Consider the following 24,126-nt stretch of genomic DNA (forward strand, 5'->3'; position numbering starts at 1 on the left):
CCCGATGATGCCCGTCCCCCGGTGATGCCCGTCCCCGCCGTGACCGGCGGGGACGTGTTGGCGTCCGCCCCGCGGGCCGTACAGACTTGCCCCATGTCGGAACAGGTGACGTTCACCGTCGGAGGGGTCGAGCTCGTCGGAGACCTGAGGGTCCCGGCGGCGCCGGGACCGCATCCCGCCCTGGTCCTCACCGGGCCGTTCACCGGCACCCGCGACCAGGTGACCGGCCGGTACGCCGCCCGGCTGGCCGAGGCCGGCTACGCGACGCTGGCCTTCGACCACCGCAACTGGGGGGCGTCGGGCGGCGAGCCGCGCTGCCACGAGGACCCGCAGGGCAAGCTGGAGGACCTGCGGGCCGCCGTGTCGCTGCTGCGCTCGCGGCCCGAGGTGGACGGCGCCAGGATCGGCGCGGTCGGGATCTGCCTCGGCGGGGGCTACGCGCTGAGGTTCGCCGCGTTCGACCCCCGGGTGAGGGCGTTCGCGGGTGTCGCCGGGGCGTACAACAACCCCTACGGCATGCGGGCCGGGATGTCGCCCGACGGGTACCGGCGGACGCTGGCCTCCCTCACCGAGGTGCTGGAACGCCAGGACGTGGGCGGCGGGACGGAGTACCTGCCCGCGGTGGCCGAGGAGGGGGAGGCGGCCATGCCCGGCGACGAGCCGTGGGCCTACTACGGCACCTCGCGCGGCGCCTCGGAGCACTGGCGCAACACGGTGACCAGGGCCTCGATCCGCGAGCTGGTCACCATGGACAACATGACGGGCGCCGACTTCCTGTCGCCCACGCCCGGCCTGATCGTGCACGGCGTGGTCGACCGGTTCTGCTCCCCGGAGGGCGCCGAGGAGGCCTACCGGCGGATGGACGAGCCCAAGAGGATCGTCTGGCTGGACAGCAAGGTCCACATCGACCTCTACGACTCCGAGCCGCACGTCACCCGGGCGGTCGAGGCCGTCGCCGCGTTCTTCGGCGAGCACCTCTGAACGCCGTGTACGTCCTGGGGCTGGACGTCGGCGGGACGTCCTCGCGGGCGCTGCTGCTGGACGCCTCCGGGCGGCGGGCCGGGTACGGCCACGCCCCGGGCGGCAATCCCGCGGCCCACGGCAACGCCGCCGCCGTCGCCAACATCGGCCTGGCCCTGGAGTCCGCCCTGCGCGGGACGGACCCGGCCCTGGTGACCGGGGCGGTCGTCGGGCTGGCGGGCGCCGGCGCGCTGGACCGGCCCGTGTTCGACCGCATGTGGGCCGCGACGGGGCTGCGCGCCCGGCCCCGTCTCGTGGGCGACCTCGGCATCGCCTTCGCCGCCGGTACGGCGGAGCCGCACGGCACCGTGCTGATCGCCGGGACCGGGGCGATCGCCGCCTGGATCGAGGACGGCGAGCCGGTGGCCGTGGCCGACGGGCTCGGCTGGCTGCTGGGCGACCAGGGGTCGGGATTCTGGCTGGGCAGGCGGGCGGCCCGCGCCGCGGCCCGTGCCCTCGGCCGGGGCGACGCGGGCGGGACGCTGACCCGCCTGGTCATGGACGCCCTGCTGGACGACGCGCCGCCCCCTCCGGAGGCGACCGACCCGGAGACGTTCGTCCCGGGGGTGACCGGCCCGGAGGCGACCGGCCCGGAGGCGACCGGCCCGGAGGCGACCGGCCCGGAGGCGACGGACCCGAAGACGTCCGCCGCGGGGACGGCGGATCCGTGGGCGGCCGTTCCGGAAGGGGCGGCCGGTGAGCTGGGCGGCGGTGCGGGAGGGGAGATGCGGACGCTGGCGATCAGGCTGGTGGTCCGTGCCCAGTCGCGCCCCCCGCTGGAACTGGCCCGGCTCGCCCCGCTCGTCACGCGGGCGGCGACCGAGGGCGACCCGGCCGCCCTGGAGATCGTCTCCACCGCCGCCCGGCTGCTCTGCGAGACGGTGGCCGAGGTGCGCCCCGCGGACGCCACCGGCCCGGTCGTGCTGGCCGGTGGCGTGCTGGCCGCGGACGGGCCGGTCGGCGCCGCCGTACGGGAGAGGCTGGGCGCCGGGGTGGTGCGGGCGGGCGACGGCGCCGGGGCCGCGGCGTGGCTGGCCGGGCGGGAGGCGTTCGGCTGGGACCGGGCGACCGCGGCGCTGCTGCACGCCCGCGTCGTCTCCGGCCGATAGGCGCCGCGCGGACCGGACGGGCTGCGGGGCGGGGCGGGAGGGGGGAGGGCCGAGCGGAACCCGCGCCCGCGTACATACATCGATGTACGCCCCGGATGGGTCTGCGCGACGATGTCCCGGCCCCCGTCGCCCGCGATCGTGGAAGGGTGACACGACGCCGTATAGAAGTGCTCGACCTGCTCCGGGGCCTCGCCATCGCAGGCACCCTGGGCACGAACATCTGGATCTTCACCGATCCCGGGGGCCCTGCGGAGGTCCTGAACGCGCTGGGCTCGACCGGGACGGCGGAGACCCTCCTCCGCTTCCTCACCAACGGCAAGTTCCTGGCGCTGCTCACCCTGCTCTTCGGGGTCGGGCTGGAACTGCAGTACCGCTCGGCCGCGCGCCGGAACGCGCCCTGGCCGGGCTGGTACCTCTGGCGGGCCGGGCTGCTGTTCGTCGAGGGCCTGATCCACTATCTGCTGATCTTCGAGTTCGACGTGCTCATGGGGTACGCGCTGACCTCCGTCATCGTGGCGTACCTGATCGGCAGGAGCGACCGGGTGATCACGGTGTGGATGGTCACGGTGGGGTCGGTGTTCACCGTGCTGACGGGCCTGCTCACCGCCGGCATGCTCGCCGCCGGGACGGACACGGGCACGCCCTCGGCGCCCTCCACGCTCTTCTCCGACGGGAGCTACCCCGAGCAGGTCGCCGCCCGGCTCCAGTCGATGGGCTTCTACCGCATGGAGATCGTCGTCATCGTCCCGCTGGGCATCGTGCTGTTCCTGCTCGGCTCCCGGCTGATGCGCGCCGGGGTGTTCGAGGACTCCGCGCGCGGCACCGCGCTCCGCCGGAGGCTCATGGTCGCCGGGCTGGCCGTGGGCCTGCCGCTGAACCTGCTCACCTCCTTCGCCGGACCCGGCTGGTTCCTGGTGGACCGCTACCTGCTGCCCCCGCTGGTGGCGCTGGGCCTGCTCGGCCTCGTCGTGACCGTCGCGCTGCGGATGACCGGCGCCCCCGGCGTGCTGCGGCGAGGGCTGAACAACGTCGGCCGTACCGCGCTGAGCTGCTACATCCTTCAGAACCTGGTCGCCTCCGCGCTCTGCTACGGCTGGGGACTCGGCCTGGCCGCGCGCTTCGCCGACCTGCGGCCCTGGTGGGTACCGGTGGCCTGGCTGGGCATCTGCGCGCTCTTCATGACGCTGTCCACGCTCTGGCTGCGGCGCTTCGAGCGAGGCCCGGTCGAGGCGCTCTGGCAGTGGGCCTACCTGGCGCCCCAGAGGCGCTCGAAGGGCTCCGACGGGAACGAGCGGGTTCCCGCCGGCCGGTGACGCGACGCTCCGCGCCCGGCGGGCCCGCGCCGGCCGGTCAGGAGACCTTCCACAGGATCACCTGGCGGTCCTCGCCCGCGGTGGCGAGGGTCCTCCCGTCCGGGCTGAAGGCCACCGACCACACCGAGCCGGTGTGGCCGGTGAGCGGGTCGCCGACGGCCCGCCGGGTGCGCGCGTCCCACAGCCGGACGACGGAGCCGGTGCCCACGGCCAGGGTGCCGCCGTCCGGGCTGAACGCGAGGGAGTGGATCTCCCCCGGATGGCCGGTGAGCGCGGCGCCGACCGGGCGGCGGGTCGCCACGTCCCAGACGACCACCGTCCTGTCGTCGCCCCCGGTGGCCAGAGTCTTCCCGTCGGGGCTGAAGGTCAGTGACCGCACCGGCCCGGTGTGACCCATGAGCGAGTCGCCGACCGACTCCCGGGTCGCCGCGTCCCACAGGATCGCCGTCCGGTCGTCGCCCCCGGTGGCGAGGGTCTTGCCGTCCGGGCTGAACGCCACCGACTGCACCCAGTTGTCGTGCAGGGCGAGGGGCTCGCCGAGCGCCTGCCGGGTCGCCGCCTCCCACACGATCACCGTGTTGTCGGCGCTTCCGGTGGCGAACGTGGTGCCGTCGGGGTTGAAGGCCACCGACCGTATCCAGCCGGTGTGGCCGGTGAGCGGGCCGCCGACGGGCCGCCAGGTCGCCGTGTCCCACATGACCAGCGTGTGGTCACCGGGGTCGGTCCCCTTCCCGTTGTTGCCGCCGGCGGCCAGGACCCTGCCGTCCGGGCTGAACGCCACCGCCTCCACCGCCCGGGTGTGGCCGGTGAGCGGGGTGCCGACCGGGCGCCGGGTCGCCGCGTCCCAGATGATCACCGCGCCGTCGCCGCCCCCGCTGGCCAGGACCCTGCCGTCCGGGCTGAACGCCACCGCGTTCACCGTCTCGGTGTGACCCTTGAGGTGGGCGACGGCCGTCACCGTCACGGCGCCCGTCGCGGACCGGAGCAGGTAGACCGAGGTCGCCACGGCCAGGACCACCACGGCCGCCGCGACGATCACGGGGCGGAACCTGCGCCGGGAGGCGCTCCCGCCGAGCCGCCCGCCCGCGCGGGTGGGTGGTGTCGCGCCGGGCGGCGGGGGAGCGGGCGCCTCGGCCAGCGGGAGGGGGGCCGGATCGGCCGAGGCCGGAGGGACCGACGCGCCGGAGACGAGGAGGGCGGTGACCGGGGCGTCGTCGTGACGCGGTCCCGCCCCGGCGGAGGGCTCCCCGTCGTCCCGGTGCCCGGCGGAGGGCACGCCGGACACCGGGACGGCGGCGATCCCGGCGAGCATCTCGGCGGCCTGGGAACCGGTGAGACGCCGGGCGGGCTCCTTGCGCAGCAGCCCCTCCAGGAGGGGGGCGAGGGGACCGGCGTGCACGGGCGGGTCGGGCGGCCGGGTGACGATCGAGACGTATATCGACGCGAGCGTCGCACCGGCGAACGGCCGGCGGCCCTCGACCGCGGTGTACAGGGTGGCGCCCAGCGACCACAGGTCCGACGCGGCGGTGGCCGGATGGCCGTTGATCTGCTCGGGGGAGATGAAGGCCGGGGTGCCCAGGGTGGCGCCCGCGGCGGTGAGGGTGGCGTCCCCCTCGACGGCGGCGATGCCGAAGTCGGTCAGCACGACCCGTTCGCCTTCGAGCAGGACGTTGGCGGGCTTGATGTCGCGGTGGGTGATCCCGGTGGCGTGCGCGACCCTCAGCGCCGCGAGGAGCCGCGTCCCGATCTCCGCCACCTCCGCCGGCGGCAGGCGCCCGCGGGTCCTCAGGACCGCCTCCAGCGACGGCCCGTGGACGATCTCCGTCACGATCCAGGGGCTGCCGTCGGCCTCGACGACGTGGTCGTGAACGGTGATGATCGCCGGATGTTTCAGCCGCGCCGCGGCCCGCGCCTCGCGTTGCACCCGTTTGTGCAGGGTCTCGCGTTCCGCACGGTCCAGGTGGTCGGGGAGGGTGAGCTGCTTGATCGCCACCTCGCGGTGCAGGCTCTCGTCCCTCGCGCGCCACACCGTGCCCATCCCGCCGCGGCCGAGCACCTCCACCAGCCGGTATCGTCCGGCGACCAGCCTTCCGGTGTCATTCGCCACGACAAGACCCTAATGACGGTACGGCCCCGGCAGGGACGGTACGGAACCGATCGTGACCGTGCCGATGCGGGGCGCCCCCCGAGCCGCCGCGTGCGGGCGGCGGGCGGGTCACCGCGGCCGCCCGTCCTCGGCGGGGCGGCGGCGTCCGATGATCGGGCGCAGCGCGTCCAGCACGGCCGGGTCCTCGATGGTCGAGGGGACGGGCTCGTCGGCGCCCTCGGCGATGCCGCGCATGGTCTTGCGCAGGATCTTCCCCGACCGGGTCTTCGGCAGCGCCGGGACCACGTCCACCTGCCGGAAGGCCGCCACCGCGCCCACCTGGTCGCGTACGGCGGAGACCAGTTCGGCGCGCAGGGTCTCCGGGGTGATCGCCGCCCCGCTCTTGAGCACCACGAAGCCGCGCGGGACCTGCCCCTTGAGCTCGTCGGCCACCCCGATCACCGCGCACTCGGCCACCGCCGGGTGCGCGGCGAGCACCGCCTCCATGGACCCGGTGGACAGCCGGTGACCGGCCACGTTGATCACGTCGTCCGTGCGTCCCATCACGTACAGGTAGCCGTCCTCGTCGCGGTGGCCGCCGTCGCCGGTCAGGTAGTGGCCGGGGAAGGCCGACAGGTAGGACCTCACGTAGCGCTCGTCGTCCTGCCAGAGCGTGGGGAGCGTTCCGGGCGGCAGCGGCAGCCGGACGCAGATCGCCCCCTCCTCGCCCGGGGCGCACTCCTCGCCCGAGGCACGCAGCACGCGCACGTCGTAGCCGGGAACGGGCACGCCGGGGGAGCCCGGCTTGATCGGCATGGGGTCCAGGCCGCGCAGGCCGGCCGCGACGGGCCAGCCGGTCTCGGTCTGCCACCAGTGGTCGACGACCGGGACGCCGAGCCTGTCCGCCGCCCAGTGGTAGGTGTCGGGGTCCAGGCGCTCCCCGGCCAGGAACAGCGTCCGCAGCGACGAGACGTCGTGGTCGCGCAGCAGCAGCGCCTCCGGGTCGGCCCGGCGGATCGCCCGGAACGCGGTCGGAGCGGTGAACAGCGCGTTCACCCGGTGCTCGGCGATCACCCGCCAGAACGCGCCCGCGTCGGGGGTGCCGACCGGCTTGCCCTCGTACAGCACGGTCGTGGCGCCGCGCAGCAGCGGGCCGTACACGATGTAGGAGTGCCCGACCACCCAGCCGACGTCGGAGGCCGCCCAGAACACGTCGCCCGGCGCGACGTCGTAGACGTTGGCCATGCTCCACAGCAGCGCCACCGCGTGCCCGCCGTTGTCGCGCACCACGCCCTTGGGCGTCCCGGTGGTGCCGCTGGTGTAGAGGATGTACAGCGGGTCGGTCGCCTTGACCGGCACGCACCCGGCCGGTTCGGCCCTCGTCATCGCGTCCGCCCAGTCGACGTCGCGACCCGGCACGAGCTCGGCGGGCGCCTGCTCGCGCCGGAGGATCACGCAGTGCGCGGGCGCGTGCCCGGCCAGCTCCAGCGCGACGTCGAGCATCGGCTTGTACGGCACCACGCGCGAGGGCTCGATCCCGCAGGAGGCCGAGACCACCACCCTGGGCCGCGCGTCGTCGATCCTGGCAGCCAGCTCCTTGGGCGCGAACCCGCCGAACACCACCGAGTGGACCGCCCCCAGCCGCGCGCACGCCAGCATCGCGATCACCGCCTCGGGCACCATCGGCATGTAGACCACCACGCGGTCGCCCTGCTCCACGCCGAGGGAGCGCAGCACCCCGGCGAACCTCGCGACCTCGTCGCGCAGGGCGGCGTAGGTGTACCGCCCGCCGGCCCCGGTCACCGGGCTGTCGTACACCAGCGCGAGCCGGTCGCCGTGACCCGCCTCGACGTGCCGGTCCAGCGCGTTGTGGCAGGTGTTCAGCTCCCCGTCGGGGAACCAGCGGTAGAAGGGCGGCGCCCCGGCGTCCAGGATCTCGCGCGGGGGCCTGCTCCAGTCGACCGCCTCGGCGGCCTCGGCCCAGAAGTCCTCGGGATCGGCGATGCTGCGGGCGAAGGCGTCGGCGTAGGACATCAGGCCATCATGCTCTTCCGGGGTCTCCCGGTCGAGATCCCTCTCCGGCCCGGCGCCCCGCCCGGCGCCCCGCCCGGGGCGCCGGGCCGGAGGCCGGAACGCCGGTCCCGCGGTCCGGACGTCAGGTCAGACAAGCCCGCTCGGCTCGGCGGGGGCGGTGTAGCGGGCCTCGATGAGCTCACGTACCCGCCGCCTGGTCTCGTCGGCGGAGTCGCCGGGGTTCTGCTCGACCTCGGCCACCTCGGCCGCCAGTTCCTCGTCCTTGACGCTCCCGGCCAGCCACTGCGAGTAGTCCCCCCGGCCCAGGTGGTAGTTCCACGTCCCCTCGTCGACGCCCTCGGCCATGCGGCAGAACGACGTCAGGTTGCCGGCCCGCAGGTTCAGCGCGTTCTCGGGGCCGCGGAAGAAGAAGCTGCTCTCCTCGCCGAGCTCGCCGGCCGCGTACTTGCGGCGGTGCCTCTGGCGCTCCTCCTCGGGCGGGGCGAGCCGCATCCGGATCGGCTCGTCCTCGACCCGCCAGAACAGCAGGTCCCCGGTCGGCAGGTCGGAGAAGTCGCCGTCGGGAGCGTCGATGCCGGCGGCACCGGCGAACGCCTCCAGCACCTCGCCGGGACCGTCGCCCACCACGGCGACCGCGTTCAGGGTCTGCACGACCGGCTCGCTGACCGCGTCGGGATGCACGGTGACCAGCAGCAGCCCGCCGATCTCGCGCAGCAGCTCCACCGACTGCAGCCCGAACCCGTCGGGCATCATGTGGTGGGCCTCGTCGACCACCAGCCAGTGGGGATGCCCCTGACGGGCCGGCAGCGCCGACAGGCGGGGCAGGAAGTCCTGGAAGAAACCGGGCCGGTCGTCGATGGGCACGCCCAGCAGGTTGACCACCACGCTCTGCCCGGCGTCCCCGATCACCTGGAGGATCTCCTCCTCGGTGGGGGCGCGCTTGACGTCGCCGAGCACGGAGGCGCCCTCGATCCCCTCGGTGTAGTCACCCTCGGGGTCGATCAGGCAGAACCGGTAGCCAGCCTTGGTGATCCGCTCCAGCAGCGCGGCGGTGACGGTGGACTTGCCGCTGTGCGAGGGCCCGGCGATCAGCATGCGCATCCCGTACGGGGGGAACCGGACCTCCTCCTTCTCCTCCTCCTCGCCCACGGTGCCCAGCAGCAGGTGGCGGCGCGTGACGTCCACGTCGTCCAGGTCGTTCTCGACGAGCCGGTCGATCAGCTCGATCACCCCGGCGCCCCGCTCGTGCTCGGTCACCAGGTCACAGCGCTCCTTGACGGCGGGCAGCGCGTTGGCGACCGCGACCGCGCACTCGCAGGCGTCCAGGAACGCGTGGTCGTTCTCGGCGTCGCCCACGCCGATCGTGCTGTGCTCGGACACGCCGAGCTCGGCCAGGGCCGCGGCCAGGCCGCTCGCCTTGTTGACACCGGAGGGCAGGACCATGACCGCGCCCTTGTTGAAGATCACCTGCATCTCCAGGCCCAGCTCGCGGATGGCCTTGAGCACGGTCTCGGCGTGCGGTTCCCAGGTGGCCACGACCACCGAGCCGACGCTGAGCGGCTCCACGCCCAGCTCGCGCAGGCGCTCGACGAAGGCCTCGGGCGGCGCCTCGGCGAGGGAGGTGGTCTCCTGCTCCTCGGGCCGGTACAGCACGGCCCCGTTCTCGGCGACCACCAGGTCGAACAGGTCGAGGCGGGGGAAGTCCGCGATGAGCGACTCGACCTCCCTGCCGGTCACCAGGACCGGCCGTCGTCCGGTGCGGATGAGACGTTCGAGGGCGGCCAAGGTGTCGTCGTCGACCCGGCCGTCGGTGGCGAGGGTCCCGTCGTAGTCACATGCCAGAACGTGATATCGCATGCCGGGCCCCCTACCCACGTCGGAGGGGAAAACCGGAACCGGAGATGAACGTCCGATGTCCTTCCGATGGGATGGTTTGTCTGGTTCTGATTGACTCGGCCGGCTCGCCGGACGATCGGGGCCGCGACCGCGGTCCGGTCGTGGTCGTGGTCGTGGCGGGAGCGTGGACCCTCAGGTGGTCCCGCGGACGGCCTCGGTGTCGGTGAGGACGCCGCCCGAGGTGCCGTCGACGGTGATCCGCCGGCCGGTGGCGATGTGCTCGGTCGCGCCGCCCACTCCCACGACGGCCGGGATGCCGTACTCGCGGGCCACCACGGCGCCGTGCGAGTTGGCGCCGCCCATCTCCATCACCAGGCCGCCCGCGGTCAGGAACAGCGGGGTCCAGCCGGGGTCGGTGGAGGGGCAGACCAGGATCTCCCCGGGCTCCAGGTGCGCGCCGACCGGGTCGAGGACGACCCTGGCGACGCCGGTGACGGTGCCCGCCGACGCCGGGGTGCCGGTCAGCGCTCCGTCCACCGGCGCCCGTACGGCGACGGCCTCCGGCTCGGTGCCGTCCGAGAGCAGGACGCGGGGAACGTGCCTGCGGCGCAGCTCGCGGGCGGCCTCCGCGCGCCGCCGCGCCACGAGATCCGCCGGCGTGGCATCTCCGCCCGGCGAGCCGTCCGGTGTGCCCTCTCCGCCCGGTGCGCCGGTCGGGGCCGTCCCGGTCGCGCGGACGGCGAGAGCGGCTCTGGCCTCGCGTACGGTCAGGAAGAAGACGTCGTCGGCGTCGGCGAGCACGCCGCGGGCGGCCAGCTCGGCTCCGACGGCGCGCAGTTCGGCCCGCATCGCGGCCAGGGCCGTCACCAGGATGTACTTGGGCATCTCGCGCAACCCCACCAGCGCGCGGACCCGGCCCAGGGTGAACCGGACGAACCACCCGCGAAGGCCCCCGGCGCGCCTGCCCAGGGTCCTGATCATGACGGTGGCCTCGGCGGCGCCCCTGGCGAACAGGACGTCGGGCGCCAGCGCCGGATCCTCCAGCCGCAGGTAGTTGGCGAGGACGCCGAGGATGTGCGTCGGGTCCTCCGACCAGCGCGGCAGCCCCAGGTCGATCTCGGCGACGGCCCTGTCGCCGTAGACGGAGAGGAACTCCGCCAGGCCCTCGCCCGCGACGCCGGGCAGCGACCCGGCGAGGAAGCGCCCGGCCAGTTCGGCGGCCGGGGTGCCCAGCAGCAGGGCGGCGCTCTCGGGATCCCGGCGGATGCGGGTGGCCAGCCGCCACAGCGCCAGGTCCATCTCGGTGGTCACGTTGTGCGGCAGGCCGCGCAGCACGGTCTGCAGCTCCCCGGGACGGGCCCGGTCTCCCAGCGCCTTGGCGGCCAGGCCGAGCATGACGAACCCGGCCGCCACGGCCGGCGCGACGGTCGGCAGCAACGGCATGACGTGGCGGCCCAGCACCCGCTCGACATGGTCGAGGCGCTCCAGCGGGGTGGCGTCCCGCGGTGCCGCCAGCCGGCTCCTGATCCGCGCGGTCACCAGCTTCACGTCCCGGTGCGTCGAGGCGGGGTCGAGCACCGCCCGTGCGGCGCGGCGCGGGATGTGGAAGCGGGACGCGAGCCGGACCGCGCGGCGCAGGACCGGCAGCGGCGAGGTGTGGACGACGCCGAACCGGGGATCGTCGAGCAGGCCGCGCAGCACCTGCGCGGACCTGGCCTCCATCACGTCGAGGATCCTCGGGAGGACCGCGCGTCCCACCCGGCCGCGCATCGGGCCGGTGACGTCGAAGAACAGCCGCCCGCCCGCCTCCGCGACGGGGGGCGCCCCGGCCGGTCCGCCGGGCACCGGGATGCCCAGCATCCGGTACACCGACGACGACAGCAGCCTGAAGACCGACATGCCCATGGGCGTGATCGGCCGGTAGAGGCCCTGGGCCAGGCTGAAGCAGAAGTAGATCCGCGTGCCGTCGGTGCCGTCGGGCCGCTTCGACGTGCCCTGACCGCCCGGCCCGCCCGGCCCGCCCGGTACGCCCGCCGTGATCGCGTTCCACGAGGGCGGCTCGGCGTGCCGCGGGATCGGGTAGAGGGTGGTGACGGGGCGCGACTGGGTCAGCCACAGGACGCCGCCGGAGTCGATCGCCCACTCGGTGTCCTGGGGCGCGCCGTAGTGCCGTTCGACCCGGTCGCCGAGCTCGGCCAGCTCCCGCAGCCGCGCGTCGGTGACGCAGGCGCTCGCGGCGCCGTCGCCGTCGCCGTCGCCGGTCCGCACGTGCTCGACCCCGCCGCCCGCCAGCGGCCGTACGACCAGCCGCTTGTCGCCCAGGCGGCGCTCGGTGACGCGGCCGGTGGCGGTGTCGACCACGAAGTGGTCCGGGTTGACCGCGCCGGAGACCACGGCCTCGCCGAGACCGGGAGCGGCGTCGATCACCGCCTCGCGCCGCCGTCCGGTGACCGGGTTGGCGGTGAACATCACCCCGGCCACCCGCGAGCGGACCATCTCCTGGATCACCACCGCCAGGCGTACCGAGCCGTGGTCGACGCCGTTCGCCGCCCGGTAGGCGACGGCCCGGTCGGTCCAGAGCGAGGCCCAGCACCGCCGGACCGCGTCCAGCACGGCGTCGGCGCCGATCACGTTGAGGTAGGTGTCCTGCTGGCCCGCGAAGCTGGCGTCCGGCAGGTCCTCGGCCGTCGCCGACGAGCGCACCGCGACCGGGCCCTTCGCGCTCTCCCGTACGGCGTCCGCGATGTCGTCGGGGACCGGGGCGGCGAGCACCAGCTCGCGGGCCTTCGCGGCCAGTGTGTTCAGGGCGGCGACGTCCCCGGCGGGCGTCGCGGCCAGCGCGCCGAGGACGCCCTCCAGCCCGGCCCGTTCGGTCACCCTGCGGTAGGCCTCGGTGGTCACGCACACGCCCGCGGGAACCGGCAGCCCCGCGGCGGTGAGCACGGCGAGGTTGGCCGCCTTGCCGCCGACCAGGGGCAGAGACCGGGCTCGGGGGTCATCGAAAGTCACGACGAGTGATGTGGGCATCGGTGCGTCTCCTTGGGCCTCGCCGAAGCGCTCCACTGCTGCGACGACGATAGGCCGCGGCGACGCATAAATCAACAACTGATGAAATAACGCCTCCGGGTCGATGGGACGACCCGGGACGACGGGCCGGAGCGAGAGTCCTGAGGGGACGAAACGGGGGACGGGCCGGGGACGGACCGGGGGGCGGACCGGCAGGGGCGGGGCGGTGGGGACCGGCCGGAACGACGGTGGACGGCCATCGCGCGGATCCGGTGCCCTGGAATCCGGGTGCCGCGCGGTGACCGTCCCCGTCCTGCTCGCGTCACCGGCCTCGCCGGCACGCGGACCGCGGCCCGGGGCGGGAGGTCCCGCCCGGTGCCGCGGTGTCACCCCTAGTCGCCCCAGGCCAGGAGCCAGACCTGGCCGTTGGCGCCGTAGCGGTTCTGCTGCCACGGGTAGATCCGCTCGGAGCAGGTGCCGCTGTAGGGGTGGTAGGAGGTGCAGAAACGCCACCTGTCCGTGACGTCCCAGGCGTTCCAGCCGCTCCCGAACCTCTGGACCGTCTGGCAGCCCTCGTACATGTGGGTGGGCAGGCTGGTGCTCCCGACGCACCCCGCCGAGGTGTAGGTGACCCGGATGCCGTCACCGCACCAGGTGTGGTGGGCCGCCCCCCGCAGCGAGGCGGGGCCGTACGTGGTCGTCAGGTACCAGCACCCCGACCGCGGGCCGGACATCCCGTACCCGGCGGGCCTCCTGGCGGGGGCGAGGACGCCTCCGGCGAACCCGCTCCGCGAGGCGTCGATGACGGTGGGGGAGGTCTCGCGCTGGCGGGACATGTCGATGTACCTGTCGAGACCCCTCGTGCGGATCTCGTCGGCCGACAGGGCGCGCACCCTCGGCGCGAGGGACGGCGGCGTCGAGGGCCGGGGGGAGAGCTCCTGGGAGGGGCGGGCGGGTTCCGCCGCCTGCGGAGCGTAGGTGCGGTCCGGGCCGGCCGGCGGCGGCACGGGGGAGAAGGCTCCGAGGGTCAGGACGGCCGCGACCGCGAAGGCACAGCCGGCGGTGACCCGGGTGAAACGGTTCTTCAATGACATGCGGCATGCTCCTTATCAAAGCGGCGCGCCACGGACGGATCTCATTGCGTTTTCCGCCCGCAGTGCGATCTTGACGGCACGGAAAAATATATAAGCGATCCATTCGGCGGGTGGGCGATCGTGTTTCTAAAAAGGTAAACGAAAATTTCCTCACCCTGCCGAACGGCCGTGTTGTGCCCGTTAGCGCCTTGATGAGCTCGGCGTCCCTGCAATTCATCAATGCCTCTACCGATGTACGGAAAATCGCCCGAGCGGGCCGGAATGTTTTCCTTCCGGCCCGCGACAATTTGTTTCCCGAGGCATTCCCGGTGTAACGGGATCACGTCCCTCGCGCCCTTTTGGTCCATCGTTCGCGGGGCGTGTCCGTTCCGCTCTCACCGGGCCGGAGGGAGCGTCCCGCCGCCTGACGTGCCTCCCGGTTCCACGTGCCTTCCTCCGATCCCACAGGGGTCCCCCGCTCCCGCGCGGGGGCGGGGCGGGACGCGTCCCGTACCGCTCCCGCGCGGGGTGCCGGGAGGTGTTCGTTCCGGTCTCGTCCGGAGCGGGAGGTGGACGGCGTCGTCCGTGAGGAACCGGACGGGCCGTCCGGCTCCTGCTCCTGGCTTATCCGCATTCGCCGGGAAAGTCCGGGCTAGTCTGTTCGCCGTCGATCACGCCCCGCCTCGCGGCCCGCACGTCGTGCACGCGTGGGACCGGGGCACCCCTTCCGGTCCGGGAGCGTGCCGAGACCTCATCCCCACGACGACCACAGCGGCAGCGAAGACGACGACGGACGACGGACGACGGCGGAGCGAACGGAACGAATGTGGATTTCCTAATGATCCCGGGACTCGTGATCGGCCTGCTGGTCACGGTGACCGCGTTCACGGTGGCCACGCGGCGCCTGCTGGACCTGCGGTTCGGAGCCGTCCGCACGCTGCTGGCCGCGACGGTCGTCGTCCTGGTCGCCGGACCGCTCATGAAGGCGTTCGCCGGGACGGTGAACCCGGACGATCCCGGTGTCACACCGATCTGGTTCTTCATCCTGGCCGTGGTCTGCTCCCTGCTCGCCGGACTGGTTCCCCTGGTGATCGCCGAGGCCCTGATCCCGTCGGGATCGCTCCCGGGACCGCTGGAACTCGCCGGCAGGCTGCGCCGCCACCTGACCCGCTCGCGCCGCTACCTGCGCATCACGCGCATCCTCGTACGGCACGGCCTCGGACCGTACCTGCGCGGCCGCGATCCCGACCTCGGCGCGCCCTCCAGCCGGGCCCGGCTGGCCAGGTCGCTGCGCGAGGCCCTCGACGACGGCGGGGTCACGTTCGTGAAACTCGGCCAGATCCTGTCCACCCGGAGCGATCTGCTGCCGGTGGAGTTCGTCGAGGAGCTGCGGCTGCTGCAGGACGGCGCGGCCTCGGCGCCGTGGGCGGAGATCGAGCCGGTGCTGGTGGCCGAACTGGGCGGCCCGGTGGAGGAGACGTTCGCCCACCTCGACCGTGAGCCGCTCGCCGCCGCCTCGATCGCGCAGGTCTACCGCGCGCGGCTGCGGACGGGCCAGGAGGTGGTCGTCAAGGTCCAGCGGCCCGGGATCGGCGCCGTGGTCGAGCAGGATCTCGACATCATCGACCGTCTCGCCCGCTCGCTGGAGCGGCGTACCCGCTGGGGGCGCTCCTTCGGTGTCGCCGGCCTGTCCCGGGGGTTCGCCGACGCGCTGCGGGAGGAACTCGACTTCCGGATCGAGGCCGGCAACATGGCCGCCGTCGCGGCGGCCTCCGAGGGCGAGCCGGTCCACGTGCCGGTGCCGTACCCGCGGGTGTCCGGGCGGCGGGTGCTCGTCATGGAGTGGCTGGACGGCACCCCGCTGGGATCGGCCGCCCCGGGCGGGAAGGCCGGCCACGAACTCGGCAGGACCCTGCTCGACACGCTGCTGCGCCAGATCATGCTGCACGGGGTGTTCCACGCCGACCCCCACCCGGGCAACCTCATGCTCCTGGCCGACGGCAGGCTGGCCCTGCTCGACTTCGGCTCGGTGGGGCGGCTCGACGGATCACTGCGGGACTCGCTCCGGCGCCTGCTCGGCGCGATGGACCGGGGGGACCCGCTCGGGGTGAGCGACGCCCTGCTGGAGGTGGTGCCGCGGCCGGACGAGATCGACGAGCGGGAGCTGGAGCGCGAGCTCGGCCGGTTCATGGCCCGGCACCTGGTCGCCGGCGCCGCACCGGACGCGCAGATGTTCGGCCGGCTCTTCCGGATCGTCTCCTCGCACGGCCTGTCCCTGCCGCCCGAGGTGGCCGCGGTGTTCCGGGCGCTGGCGACGATCGAGGGAACGCTCGGCAGGCTGGCGCCCGGGTTCGACATCGTCACCGAGGCGCGCGCGTTCTCGGTCCGTCACCTCACGGAGGTCCCCGACTCCCGGCGGGTACGGGAGGCGGTCATGCAGGAGGCGCTGGGCCTGCTTCCCATGGTGCGCCGCCTGCCCCGCCGGATCGAGCGGATCGCCGACGCGGCCGAGCACGGCCGCTTCAGCGTGAACGTGCGCCTGTTCGCCGACGAACGCGACCGGCGGCACGTCACCGGGATGCTCCACCAGGTGCTGCTCACCGTGATGGCGGCCACCACGGGTCTCATGGCCGCGCTGCTGCTCGGGGCCGGCGGGGGGCCGCGCGTCACCCCGCAGGTCGGGCTCCACCAGCTCATCGGCTACAACCTGCTGCTCGTGAGCACCATCCTGGCGCTGCGCGTACTGGTGACCATCTTCCGGCGGAGCGGGTGAGCGAGGCACGCTCCCGTCGCCCCTCCGCGCAGGAGCCATCGCGGCTACCCCGCCCGTCCACGGGTAAGGAGTCTTCCCAGGGGAGGGCGGTGGCGATGAAGGCGAGGAGGCGACATGACCGGCACACCCCCCACCAAGGAGATCGTCATCGAGACGCACGGCCGCTCGGGGGCACGCGCCCTGGCCGGGACGGTCTGTGATCTCTACGAGGCGGTGTTCTCGCTGCCCCCGTTCAACGGGAACGCCGCGGAGTTCGCCAACCAGCGCCGCTACTTCCCCGGACTGCTCGACCGGCCCGGCTTCCGGCTGACCACCGCGCGCTCCGGGCCGGATTTCGTCGGGTTCGGGTACGGCTACCTGCTGCCGCCCGACACCGGCTGGTGGAGCCGCCTGGCCGACCCGGTCGACGAGGAGTTCGCGACCGAGACCGGGACCAGGACGTTCGCCTTCATCGACTACGGCGTGCTGCCCGGCAGCAGGGGGGCCGGGATCGGGCGCCGGATCCACGACGAGCTCCTCGGCGGATCCGGTGCCGAGCGGGCCACCCTGTCGGTGCAGCCCGCGGCCGCGCGGACACAGGAGATCTACCGCGGGTGGGGCTGGCGCAAGGTGTCCCGCAAGCTGATGGATCCGCCGATCCCCGCCCCGGTCTTCGACGTGCTGGTGCTGGAGAGGATGCCTCCGGCACGCCGTTCGTGAGACGCGACGAGACGTCGTGCCCGTGGGACGCCGTGCGCGTCGTACCCGTGGCGCGTCGTGCCCGTGGGACGCCGTGCCCGTGGGACGCCGTGCCCATGAGAGGTGGCACCCGTGGGACGCCGTGCCCGGGGCCGGACGGCCGCCTGTCAGGCGATGAGCTGGAAGGCGTGCAGCTTCTCGTCCAGGTCGGCGACCTGGCGGGTCCTCGCCCACGGATTGAGCGTCTCGCGGACCTCCACCACCGACCTGGCCAGCCGGGGCGAGGTGTTCTTGCAGGTGAGGCGCGCGGCCTCGCCGATATGCTCGCACGCCTCGTCGATGGCGCGCAGCCGCAGGTGCCCGCGTGCCAGGTCCAGCCGGCTGAAGGCCATGTTCCGGACGAACGCCGGGTCGATCTTGGTCAGGGAGTGGGCGGCCACCTCGACGGCGGTCTGCGCGTCCCCCATGTTCAGCAGGCACTTGGTCTTCGTCGACAGGTACTGCCCGTCGCCGTAGAAATAGAGCAGGCCCGTCCCCACGTCCCCCTCGCCGGCGTGCACGAGCTCGCGGCGGGCCGCCTCCAGGCTGGTCATGCACCGGGCGTGGTCCTTGCGGTCCGTCCTGGCCGAGCGGCTCAGCACCGCCGAGTAGGCGCGCGCCCCCACGTCGCACGCGTACGACACCAGCAGCTTGCTCCGGGCCCGCTGCCCCCAGGCCAGCGCTCCGAGCGCGTGCTCGACCCCCTGGCGGGGATCGCCCCGCCAGGTCGCGAGCTGCGACCAGTTGGCCAGCACGAAGCTGTTCATCGCGTCGTCGTCGGCCGCGTGGGCGGCCACCTTGGCCTGGTCGTAGTAGTGGTTCGCCCCGTTGAAGTCGTTGAGGTTGTACAGCACCCACGCGGTGAACCGGCAGATGTTGGCCAGCAGCGAGAGCAGCCGCTCGCGCACCTCCTCGTTCGGCGCCGCGGGGATCAGCGACCGCACCAGGTGGTGCTGGGCCAGCACGGTCCCCAGCACCGACTGGGGGCCGAGCGCGTCCTCCTGGCGCATGCAGTGGTGCAGCACCGCGTCGATGTGCCCCACGGTCGCCTTGTCGACCCGGGACGGCTCGGCGGAGACCAGCGTGAGCCGGTCGAGTTCCTCGTCGTTGAGCCGGGTCAGCAGGGGCGAGGCCGCGGCGGCGGACGCCGCGGCCCTGATCAGGGCCAGCACGTCGCGCCGTTTCATGTTCGCCGCCCACTGGGCGAGCGCCCGTACCAGCGCGTCGTACTCCTCGTCGCGCGACACCCCGGGGGGCACGGGACCGGTGGCCAGGGCGGGCATGGCCGACAGCACTCCCCGGATGTCCTCCGGGCCCAGGCTGCCCGCCGCGCCCGCCGCCACCAGCGGGCGTCCCTGGAACCGGGTCGCCAGGACGTTGTGCTCGTCGGCATCGCGGTGGTCTTCACCGTCGACCAGGTCGGCGGTGCGGCACTGGTAGATGCGGGCCAGCCGGTTGAGGCCGGCGATCGGCGGTTCGTTGCCGGTGGGGCCGGGCCAGGCCTCCCACGACCCGAGCTTGCGGGTCGTCAGGGGCTCGTTCGGCCAGTATTCGTTCCATAGATGGCAGACCTTGGCTTGTGTCAGGCGATGCGCCTCTCGGAAGCCCTGGCGGGAGTTCAGGCGCCAACGTCGCTGGAACTCCGCGGCGACCTCGGCCCAGGTGCAGCCACGCTCGCGAAGTTCGGCGCTGAAGACGTCCATCTGTTGCTTGACGCTGCGCGGTGCACGTGGCATCGGCTCGGCCCCTCCCGGCGGATCCCCGACGGCGATTCTTCGCGCAGAACGTTACTTGCCGATCACGTTCCGTGACTGGCGAGTGCGGAAATCGGCGACGGGATCGCCGATGTCTGCAAGATCGTCACCTCGGGGAGTGGTACGGCTCCGGAAAGTGACGAACGGACGCGGCCTCGTCACCTGTTTCCAGCACGCTCCGTGCACCAGGGTGGAGAACAACGCCGGAGCCGTCAGATCCGCGGGGTCTCCGCTCGGGCGAGACGTCCCTTCCTGCGCCGGGGACGTGACCGAACCTCCGTTGTCCTTCCCTGGAGCCATCCATGAGCGTGCTCCCCGTCGAACGGCCGGGACCGATGTACTCACCGTTTCATTCCGATCTGGACGACCCCGACCATCCGGCCCTGAACGCGGACGAGGTGCGGCTGGCGGCGCGGCCGGCGGCGGCCTCCCAGGCCCGCGAGTTCACCCGCGTCCGGCTGGCCCGGTGGGGTCTCGCCGACCTGTCGGACGTCTGCGTCCTGGTCGTCTCGGAGATGACCACCAACGCCATCACGGTCACGCGCGCGCGGGCCGGCGAGGCGTACCCGATCGTGCTGCGGCTGCGGGTCACCGCCGAGGGCCTGTTCGCCGAGGTGTGGGACGGCTGCGGCGGCACGCCCGAGCCGGCCGACCCCGGGGAGGACGACGAGAACGGCCGGGGCCTGCGGCTCGTCGGCATGTGCACCGACGAGTGGGGCCACTACCCGGCACCCGGGGGAGGCAAGGTCGTCTTCGGCCGCTGGCGCCTGCCGGTGAGCTGGAGGTGCCCGGCCTTCGCGCCCCGGTGGCCGCGCACGCCCTCCCACGCCCGTACGACGCGCGCGTGAGCCGGGACGCCCGCCTGGTGAGCCGGACGCGGACGAGTCCAGACACGCCGGGAACCGTCGAAGGTGAGGACGTTTCCCTGACATGTCGGATCGACGGCACCGAGTGGCAGAATGCCGGGATGGATGCGATCTTGCGCGCCGCGGGCGAGGTGGTGGGGACCGAGCTGTCGGAACCGGTCGACCTCGGGGGCAACCCGCGCAGCGTCGTCCTGCGCTGCCGGACGGCCTCGGGCGGCAGCGTCGTCGTCAAGCGGTACGGCACGGACCCCGAGGGGCTGCGCGCCTTCACCGCCGAGGCGGCCGGGCTCTCGATGGGGCTCGGCGGCCCCGGCCTGCTGGGCGCGCACCCCTCGCTCCCGCTGTTGGTGATGGAGGACCTCGGGTCCGCGCCGACGCTGGCCGACGTGCTGCTCGGCGACGACCCCCGGGCCGCCCTGGACGGGCTGGCGGCCTGGGCGCGCGGGCTCGGACGGCTGGCGGCCGAGTCGGTGCACCGCCGGGCCGACATGGCCGCGCTGTCGGCCCGCTACGGCAGGGGGGCGCCCTCCTGGGACGAGGAGCCCTGGACCGTCCGGCGCACGGCCGAGTTCCCCGAGGCTCTCGCCGGGATCGGCCTCGACGTGCCGCGCGACCTGGCCGGGGAGCTGGCACGGATCGCGGCCACCGACGCGGGCGACCATCTCGCCTTCACACCCGGCGACACCTGCCCCGACAACAACCTGATCACCCCCGGCGGCCTGCGGCTGATCGACTTCGAGGCGGCGTGCTTCCAGCCGGTCTTCCTGACCGCCGCCTACTGCCGGATGCCCTTCTCCAGTTGCTGGTGCGTCTTCTCCCTGCCCCCCGGCGTGGCGGAGGAGATCGAGGGGATCTACCGCGCCGAGGTCGTCCGGGCCTACCCGGAGCTGGCCGCCGACGAGATCTGGCGGGCCGGGGTCCGGCGGGCGATCGCGCTCTGGACGGTGCACCTCACCGTCATCCTGATCCCGCGCATGGCGGACGACAAGCCGGTGCACCGTACCCGCCCGGCCCCGACCGTGCGGCAGCTCATGAGGCACCGCTGGGAGATGGCGAGCACCCTGGAGGAGTTCCCGGCCTTCGCCGAGACGATGCGGCTGCTCCTGCGGGAGGTCGCCGGGAGCTGGGACGTCGCACCCCTGCCGGGTTACCCCGCCTTCGGCGGCCGGGCCGGCGGCGCCCCGGGTCACGCCCCGGGGGACGACGGGAGCGTGTCGAGCGCGATCCCGAAGTGATCCAGATAGGCGGCGCGGAGCTCGGTGTCGTCCAGGACGCGTTCGACGCGCTCGCCGCGCACGGTGCGGACCAGCCTGTGATCGCTGATCGTGGTCCGGCCCTGGTCCGTGCGTATCGAGCAGACCGGTGACGTGGTGAAGTTCGACCGCGGCGAGGTCTCCTGCCACCAGCACGTCGGGACGAAGTCCGCCAGCTCGTACGGCCGGGCGGTCAGCCGGTAGCGCGGCTCGCCCTCGCGCAGGACGTCGAGGTCACCGAGGTCGCCGTGGTCGCCGGGAGCGGGTACGATCCGGAACACGCCCGCGGCGTCCCGCTGGTCCGCGCGCTCGTCGAGCCGCAGCGGCCCGTCGGTGAAGTCCCCGAAGGCGACGTCGACGAGCCACGGCTCGTCGAGATCGACGCGGAGTGCCATGTGGTCGAAGAGCGGCCCCGGGGTGCCGTCGTCGAAGACCCGGGCGGCCAGCAGCGTCACCCGGTGGCCCAGCCCGGTCAGCAGCTCGGCGAACAGCCCGTTCAGCTCGTAACAGAAGCCGCCGCGGCGCCGGCCGACGACCTTGTCGAACAGCGCGCCGGGATCGAGCGTGATCGGCTCGCCGAGATGGATGCTGAGGTTCTCGAACGGCACCGTTCTCAGGTGCGCGAGCTGGAGGGCGCGCAGGCTCCGGACGTCGAGCTCCGCGGGCTCCGCGGGCTCCGCGGGCTCCGCGGGCTCCGGGGGCCGGGGCATGCCGATTCTCTCCAGGTAACGGGTGATCTGCGACTCGTCCATGCGGCAATCACACCACGCGCCACGTCCGCGCCCGATCACACCGGCTCACACCACTTCGCCTCTCCTCGCCTCGCGCCTGTCCTCGCGTCGGCGTGCCGGCGGAGACGGGGGAGCCCTTCCGCCGGCACGTGCGGAAGGGCTCCGAGGGCAGGGGATCAGCCCGGCGGGAAGTTGCCGTTCTTGGCGACCGGCAGCGCGAGCTGGCTCGCGCCGGACAGGACGGCCTGCTCGATCGGGAGGCCGGCCAGGACGGGGTTGATGTGCCGCAGGGTCAGCGTGACCGTCGGCAGGGTCGTCGGGGTGGCGACGTCGAACTTCTCCAGGTCGATCCAGCGGACGATGTTGAACACCTCGGCCGGGATGTTGTCACCGGCCTTCATCACCGGGACGCACAGCTGGCGGGCGTTGAGGACCTGCGCGCCGTGCGTGGGGATCTTCCCGACCAGGACGGGATTGAGCTGGCGCAGGCTCACCTGCTGGTTCAGCGGGTTGTTGGGCGTGATGCCGTAGCACTTGAGGTCGATGTGGCGGACGAGCGACAGGATCTCGGCGGGCGGGAGGACGTTGTTCTTGATGACCGGCACGCACAGTTGCTGCGGGGTGTTCAGGACGACCTGCGTGCGCGGCAGGGTCTGGAACAGCGGGTTGAGATGGCTGAGCACGAGGCCCGTGTTCACCGTCACGCCGGAGACCTTGTAGCAGGACAGGTCGACGTACCTGATGAAGTCGAGCGCGGGCGACGGCGGCACCTGGTTGTTCTTGGCGACCGGGACGCACAGTTGCTCACGCTGGCCGAGCACGAGGGTCTCGGTCGGCAGGCTGGTGAGCAGCGGGTTGATGTGCCGCACGGTGACCCTCGTGGCCGGCGGCTGGTACGGGCTGGTCCTGAAGCATTCCAGGTCGAGGAAGGCGGTCAGGCTCTTCGGCGTCGGGTACGCCGCGGCGCCCGCGGGCGGCACGCAGAGGAACGCCACGGCGAGCACCGCGACGGCGGCGGACATGATGCGCCGGAACATCGGTTTTCTGTGCCCATGAATTGTGGTCAGGGCTCGGTCCATTGTCGCTCCACACGCTGGGGGTGAATGTTCTCACCGCCGAGTGTGTGCCGCCGTGACCGGACTTTCAATATCGCCGGTCGTTTTTCATGACATTTTGAATTCGGTTCGACAGGCCGGGAGGTTGTCAGCGGGGACAAAAGCGCATCGGTTCGCCGGGAGGGCGGGGAACGGCGGTTCTTCCGGTCCCGCCGGCCCGTCGGAGCGGGTCGCCCGGCGTGCGTGCCGGGGTGCCGCCCGGCCCCGCCGACCACGGTGGGAACGTTCACGCAGGTCGTGAGCGCCGATCGGCCCGCCGACGGCTTCTCCGCGTGGTCCGGGGGGCGGCGGGCTCCGAGTCGTTCCACAACAGGAAAGACCGTCGACCGAAAATGAAAAACACTTACCGAAATAGAGGCCGGACGCCGTGACCGGCCGAAGGAAATGGTGTGGTCATGAACTCCCGGCGGACACGCGGGTGCGCCTCGGCCGTACGCGAAAAGAGGTTTCGGGTGGGATTCCGAAACGCGCGCCGCCGTCACCGAGAACACCGGCGCCCCGGCGGGCCCGCGACCGGTGAACATCGACGACGATGTGATCGTGTCGGGGAAATCGACACCCGGCCGGTCCCTCCCGGCCCCCGTGGTCCCGTTCTCACGGGGCCGAGGGGGAACGGCCCGCGACGAGGTCCAGCAGCTCGGCGTGCGTCTCACGGTCGGCCGCCACGACCAGCCCGCCCGCACCGTCGTACAGCGGCCCGCCGTGGAGGTTCGTCACCACGCAACCGGCCGCCCGGCACACCGCGATCCCGCTCGCGAAATGCACGTTGTCCCACATGGGGCCGTCTGTGACGAACGCGGCCCGCCGGCCGGCGGCCACCCAGGCCACCGCCAGGGTGGTGGAGACGACGCGCGGGCCGAAGCGCTCCGTGAAGGCGGGGTCGGCGAGCAGCCGGGCCGCCTGGAAGCCCGGCGCGTTCGGGAACGGGGGATCGAGGTTGAGGTCCACCAGCCGCGACGCGGACGACGGCGTGAGGCGCTCGTCCACGCCGTCGCGGCGGACGTGGGCGTGGTCGCCGTCCGTCCAGAACACCTCTCCGGTGAACGGGTCGGCCGAGGCCGCCACCGTGAGGTCGCGGCCCACGCGCAGGGCGACGTTCACCGAGACCAGCGTGGTGTGCGCGGCGTAGTTCAGCGTGCCGCACAGGGGGTCGACCAGCCACATGCGCTCCGAGCCGGACGAGCCGGTACGCCCGCTCTCCTCGCCCGTCACGGCGTCGTCCGGCCGGGCGGCGCGGATGACGCCGAGGATGGCCTTCTCCGCCTCGATGTCGGCGGCCGTGGCGAAGTCACGCGCGGACTTGTCGAAGCGCTCCAGCGACGTGCCGTACATGCTCCTGACGACGTCGGCCCCCGACCGCGCCGCCGCGAGGACCAGTTCCCTGTCCGTGATCGTCATGCGGACAGGATAGGCACGGCCCCCACGCGCGGAAGGGCCCGG

At 73.3% G+C, this 24,126-nt stretch carries 16 protein-coding genes; 7 read left to right on the forward strand and 9 right to left on the reverse strand.

The genetic code is table 11. The annotated features are described in order from the left end of the window. Window positions 1–93: 93 nt before the first annotated feature. From AB0G16_RS01250 to AB0G16_RS01260, 3 genes are all read left to right on the forward strand, one after another. Complete coding sequence (locus tag AB0G16_RS01250; RefSeq protein WP_362797082.1) at window positions 94–981, forward strand: alpha/beta hydrolase; 888 nt, start codon at window positions 94–96, stop codon at window positions 979–981. A 5-nt stretch (window positions 982–986) separates the two neighbouring features. Then, window positions 987–2,129: a BadF/BadG/BcrA/BcrD ATPase family protein gene (locus AB0G16_RS01255; RefSeq protein ID WP_362797083.1), complete on the forward strand. Its 1,143-nt coding sequence runs from the start codon at window positions 987–989 to the stop codon at window positions 2,127–2,129. Window positions 2,130–2,275: 146 nt separating this feature from the next. Then, window positions 2,276–3,442 (forward strand): DUF418 domain-containing protein, encoded by a 1,167-nt coding sequence (locus tag AB0G16_RS01260; protein ID WP_362797084.1) that lies wholly within the window; start codon window positions 2,276–2,278, stop codon window positions 3,440–3,442. A gap of 37 nt (window positions 3,443–3,479) precedes the next feature. Here AB0G16_RS01260 and AB0G16_RS01265 read toward each other — a convergent pair whose 3' ends face one another. The 5 genes from AB0G16_RS01265 to AB0G16_RS01285 all read right to left on the reverse strand — a co-directional run bounded on the left by AB0G16_RS01265 (window position 3,480) and on the right by AB0G16_RS01285 (window position 13,498). Further along, entirely contained in the window at window positions 3,480–5,549 is a 2,070-nt protein-coding gene (locus AB0G16_RS01265) for a serine/threonine-protein kinase (RefSeq protein WP_362797085.1), read from the reverse strand. A 108-nt stretch (window positions 5,550–5,657) separates the two neighbouring features. Beyond that, window positions 5,658–7,562 (reverse strand): propionyl-CoA synthetase, encoded by a 1,905-nt coding sequence (locus AB0G16_RS01270; RefSeq protein ID WP_362797086.1) that lies wholly within the window; start codon window positions 7,560–7,562, stop codon window positions 5,658–5,660. A gap of 126 nt (window positions 7,563–7,688) precedes the next feature. Then, complete coding sequence (locus AB0G16_RS01275) at window positions 7,689–9,419, reverse strand: HAD-IIB family hydrolase (protein ID WP_362797087.1); 1,731 nt, start codon at window positions 9,417–9,419, stop codon at window positions 7,689–7,691. A gap of 171 nt (window positions 9,420–9,590) precedes the next feature. Beyond that, window positions 9,591–12,425, reverse strand: a complete 2,835-nt coding sequence (locus AB0G16_RS01280; RefSeq protein ID WP_362797088.1) for a PEP/pyruvate-binding domain-containing protein — start codon at window positions 12,423–12,425, stop codon at window positions 9,591–9,593. A gap of 371 nt (window positions 12,426–12,796) precedes the next feature. Further along, window positions 12,797–13,498, reverse strand: a complete 702-nt coding sequence (locus AB0G16_RS01285; RefSeq protein WP_362797089.1) for a hypothetical protein — start codon at window positions 13,496–13,498, stop codon at window positions 12,797–12,799. A gap of 817 nt (window positions 13,499–14,315) precedes the next feature. On the opposite strand from AB0G16_RS01285, the gene AB0G16_RS01290 reads away from it, so the two are divergent. After that, a complete protein-coding gene (locus AB0G16_RS01290) occupies window positions 14,316–16,250 on the forward strand; it encodes an AarF/UbiB family protein (protein WP_362797090.1) in 1,935 nt (644 codons plus the stop codon). 114 nt (window positions 16,251–16,364) lie between these two features. Then, on the forward strand, window positions 16,365–16,949 hold the full coding sequence (locus AB0G16_RS01295; protein ID WP_362797091.1) for a GNAT family N-acetyltransferase: 585 nt from the start codon (window positions 16,365–16,367) through the stop codon (window positions 16,947–16,949). 146 nt (window positions 16,950–17,095) lie between these two features. Here AB0G16_RS01295 and AB0G16_RS01300 read toward each other — a convergent pair whose 3' ends face one another. Beyond that, window positions 17,096–18,703, reverse strand: a complete 1,608-nt coding sequence (locus tag AB0G16_RS01300; protein ID WP_362797092.1) for a hypothetical protein — start codon at window positions 18,701–18,703, stop codon at window positions 17,096–17,098. 320 nt (window positions 18,704–19,023) lie between these two features. Here AB0G16_RS01300 and AB0G16_RS01305 point away from each other — a divergent pair, with 320 nt between their 5' ends. Continuing rightward, window positions 19,024–19,569, forward strand: a complete 546-nt coding sequence (locus AB0G16_RS01305; RefSeq protein WP_362797093.1) for an ATP-binding protein — start codon at window positions 19,024–19,026, stop codon at window positions 19,567–19,569. 119 nt (window positions 19,570–19,688) lie between these two features. After that, window positions 19,689–20,822, forward strand: coding sequence for a hypothetical protein (locus AB0G16_RS01310; protein WP_362797094.1), 1,134 nt, complete (start codon window positions 19,689–19,691; stop codon window positions 20,820–20,822). Here AB0G16_RS01310 and AB0G16_RS01315 read toward each other — a convergent pair. The 3 genes from AB0G16_RS01315 to AB0G16_RS01325 all read right to left on the reverse strand — a co-directional run bounded on the left by AB0G16_RS01315 (window position 20,774) and on the right by AB0G16_RS01325 (window position 24,084). Next, window positions 20,774–21,592, reverse strand: coding sequence for an arylamine N-acetyltransferase (locus AB0G16_RS01315; RefSeq protein WP_362797095.1), 819 nt, complete (start codon window positions 21,590–21,592; stop codon window positions 20,774–20,776). The two genes, AB0G16_RS01310 and AB0G16_RS01315, sit on opposite strands and share 49 nt — an antisense overlap. Before the next feature lie 155 nt (window positions 21,593–21,747). After that, window positions 21,748–22,608, reverse strand: a complete 861-nt coding sequence (locus AB0G16_RS01320) for a hypothetical protein (protein WP_362797096.1) — start codon at window positions 22,606–22,608, stop codon at window positions 21,748–21,750. Between the two features lie 672 nt (window positions 22,609–23,280). After that, entirely contained in the window at window positions 23,281–24,084 is an 804-nt protein-coding gene (locus tag AB0G16_RS01325; protein ID WP_362797097.1) for an inositol monophosphatase family protein, read from the reverse strand. Window positions 24,085–24,126: the final 42 nt, after the last annotated feature.

It is taken from the genome of Streptosporangium sp. NPDC023615, assembly GCF_040640155.1.
Taxonomy (GTDB): Bacteria; Actinomycetota; Actinomycetes; order Streptosporangiales; family Streptosporangiaceae; genus Streptosporangium.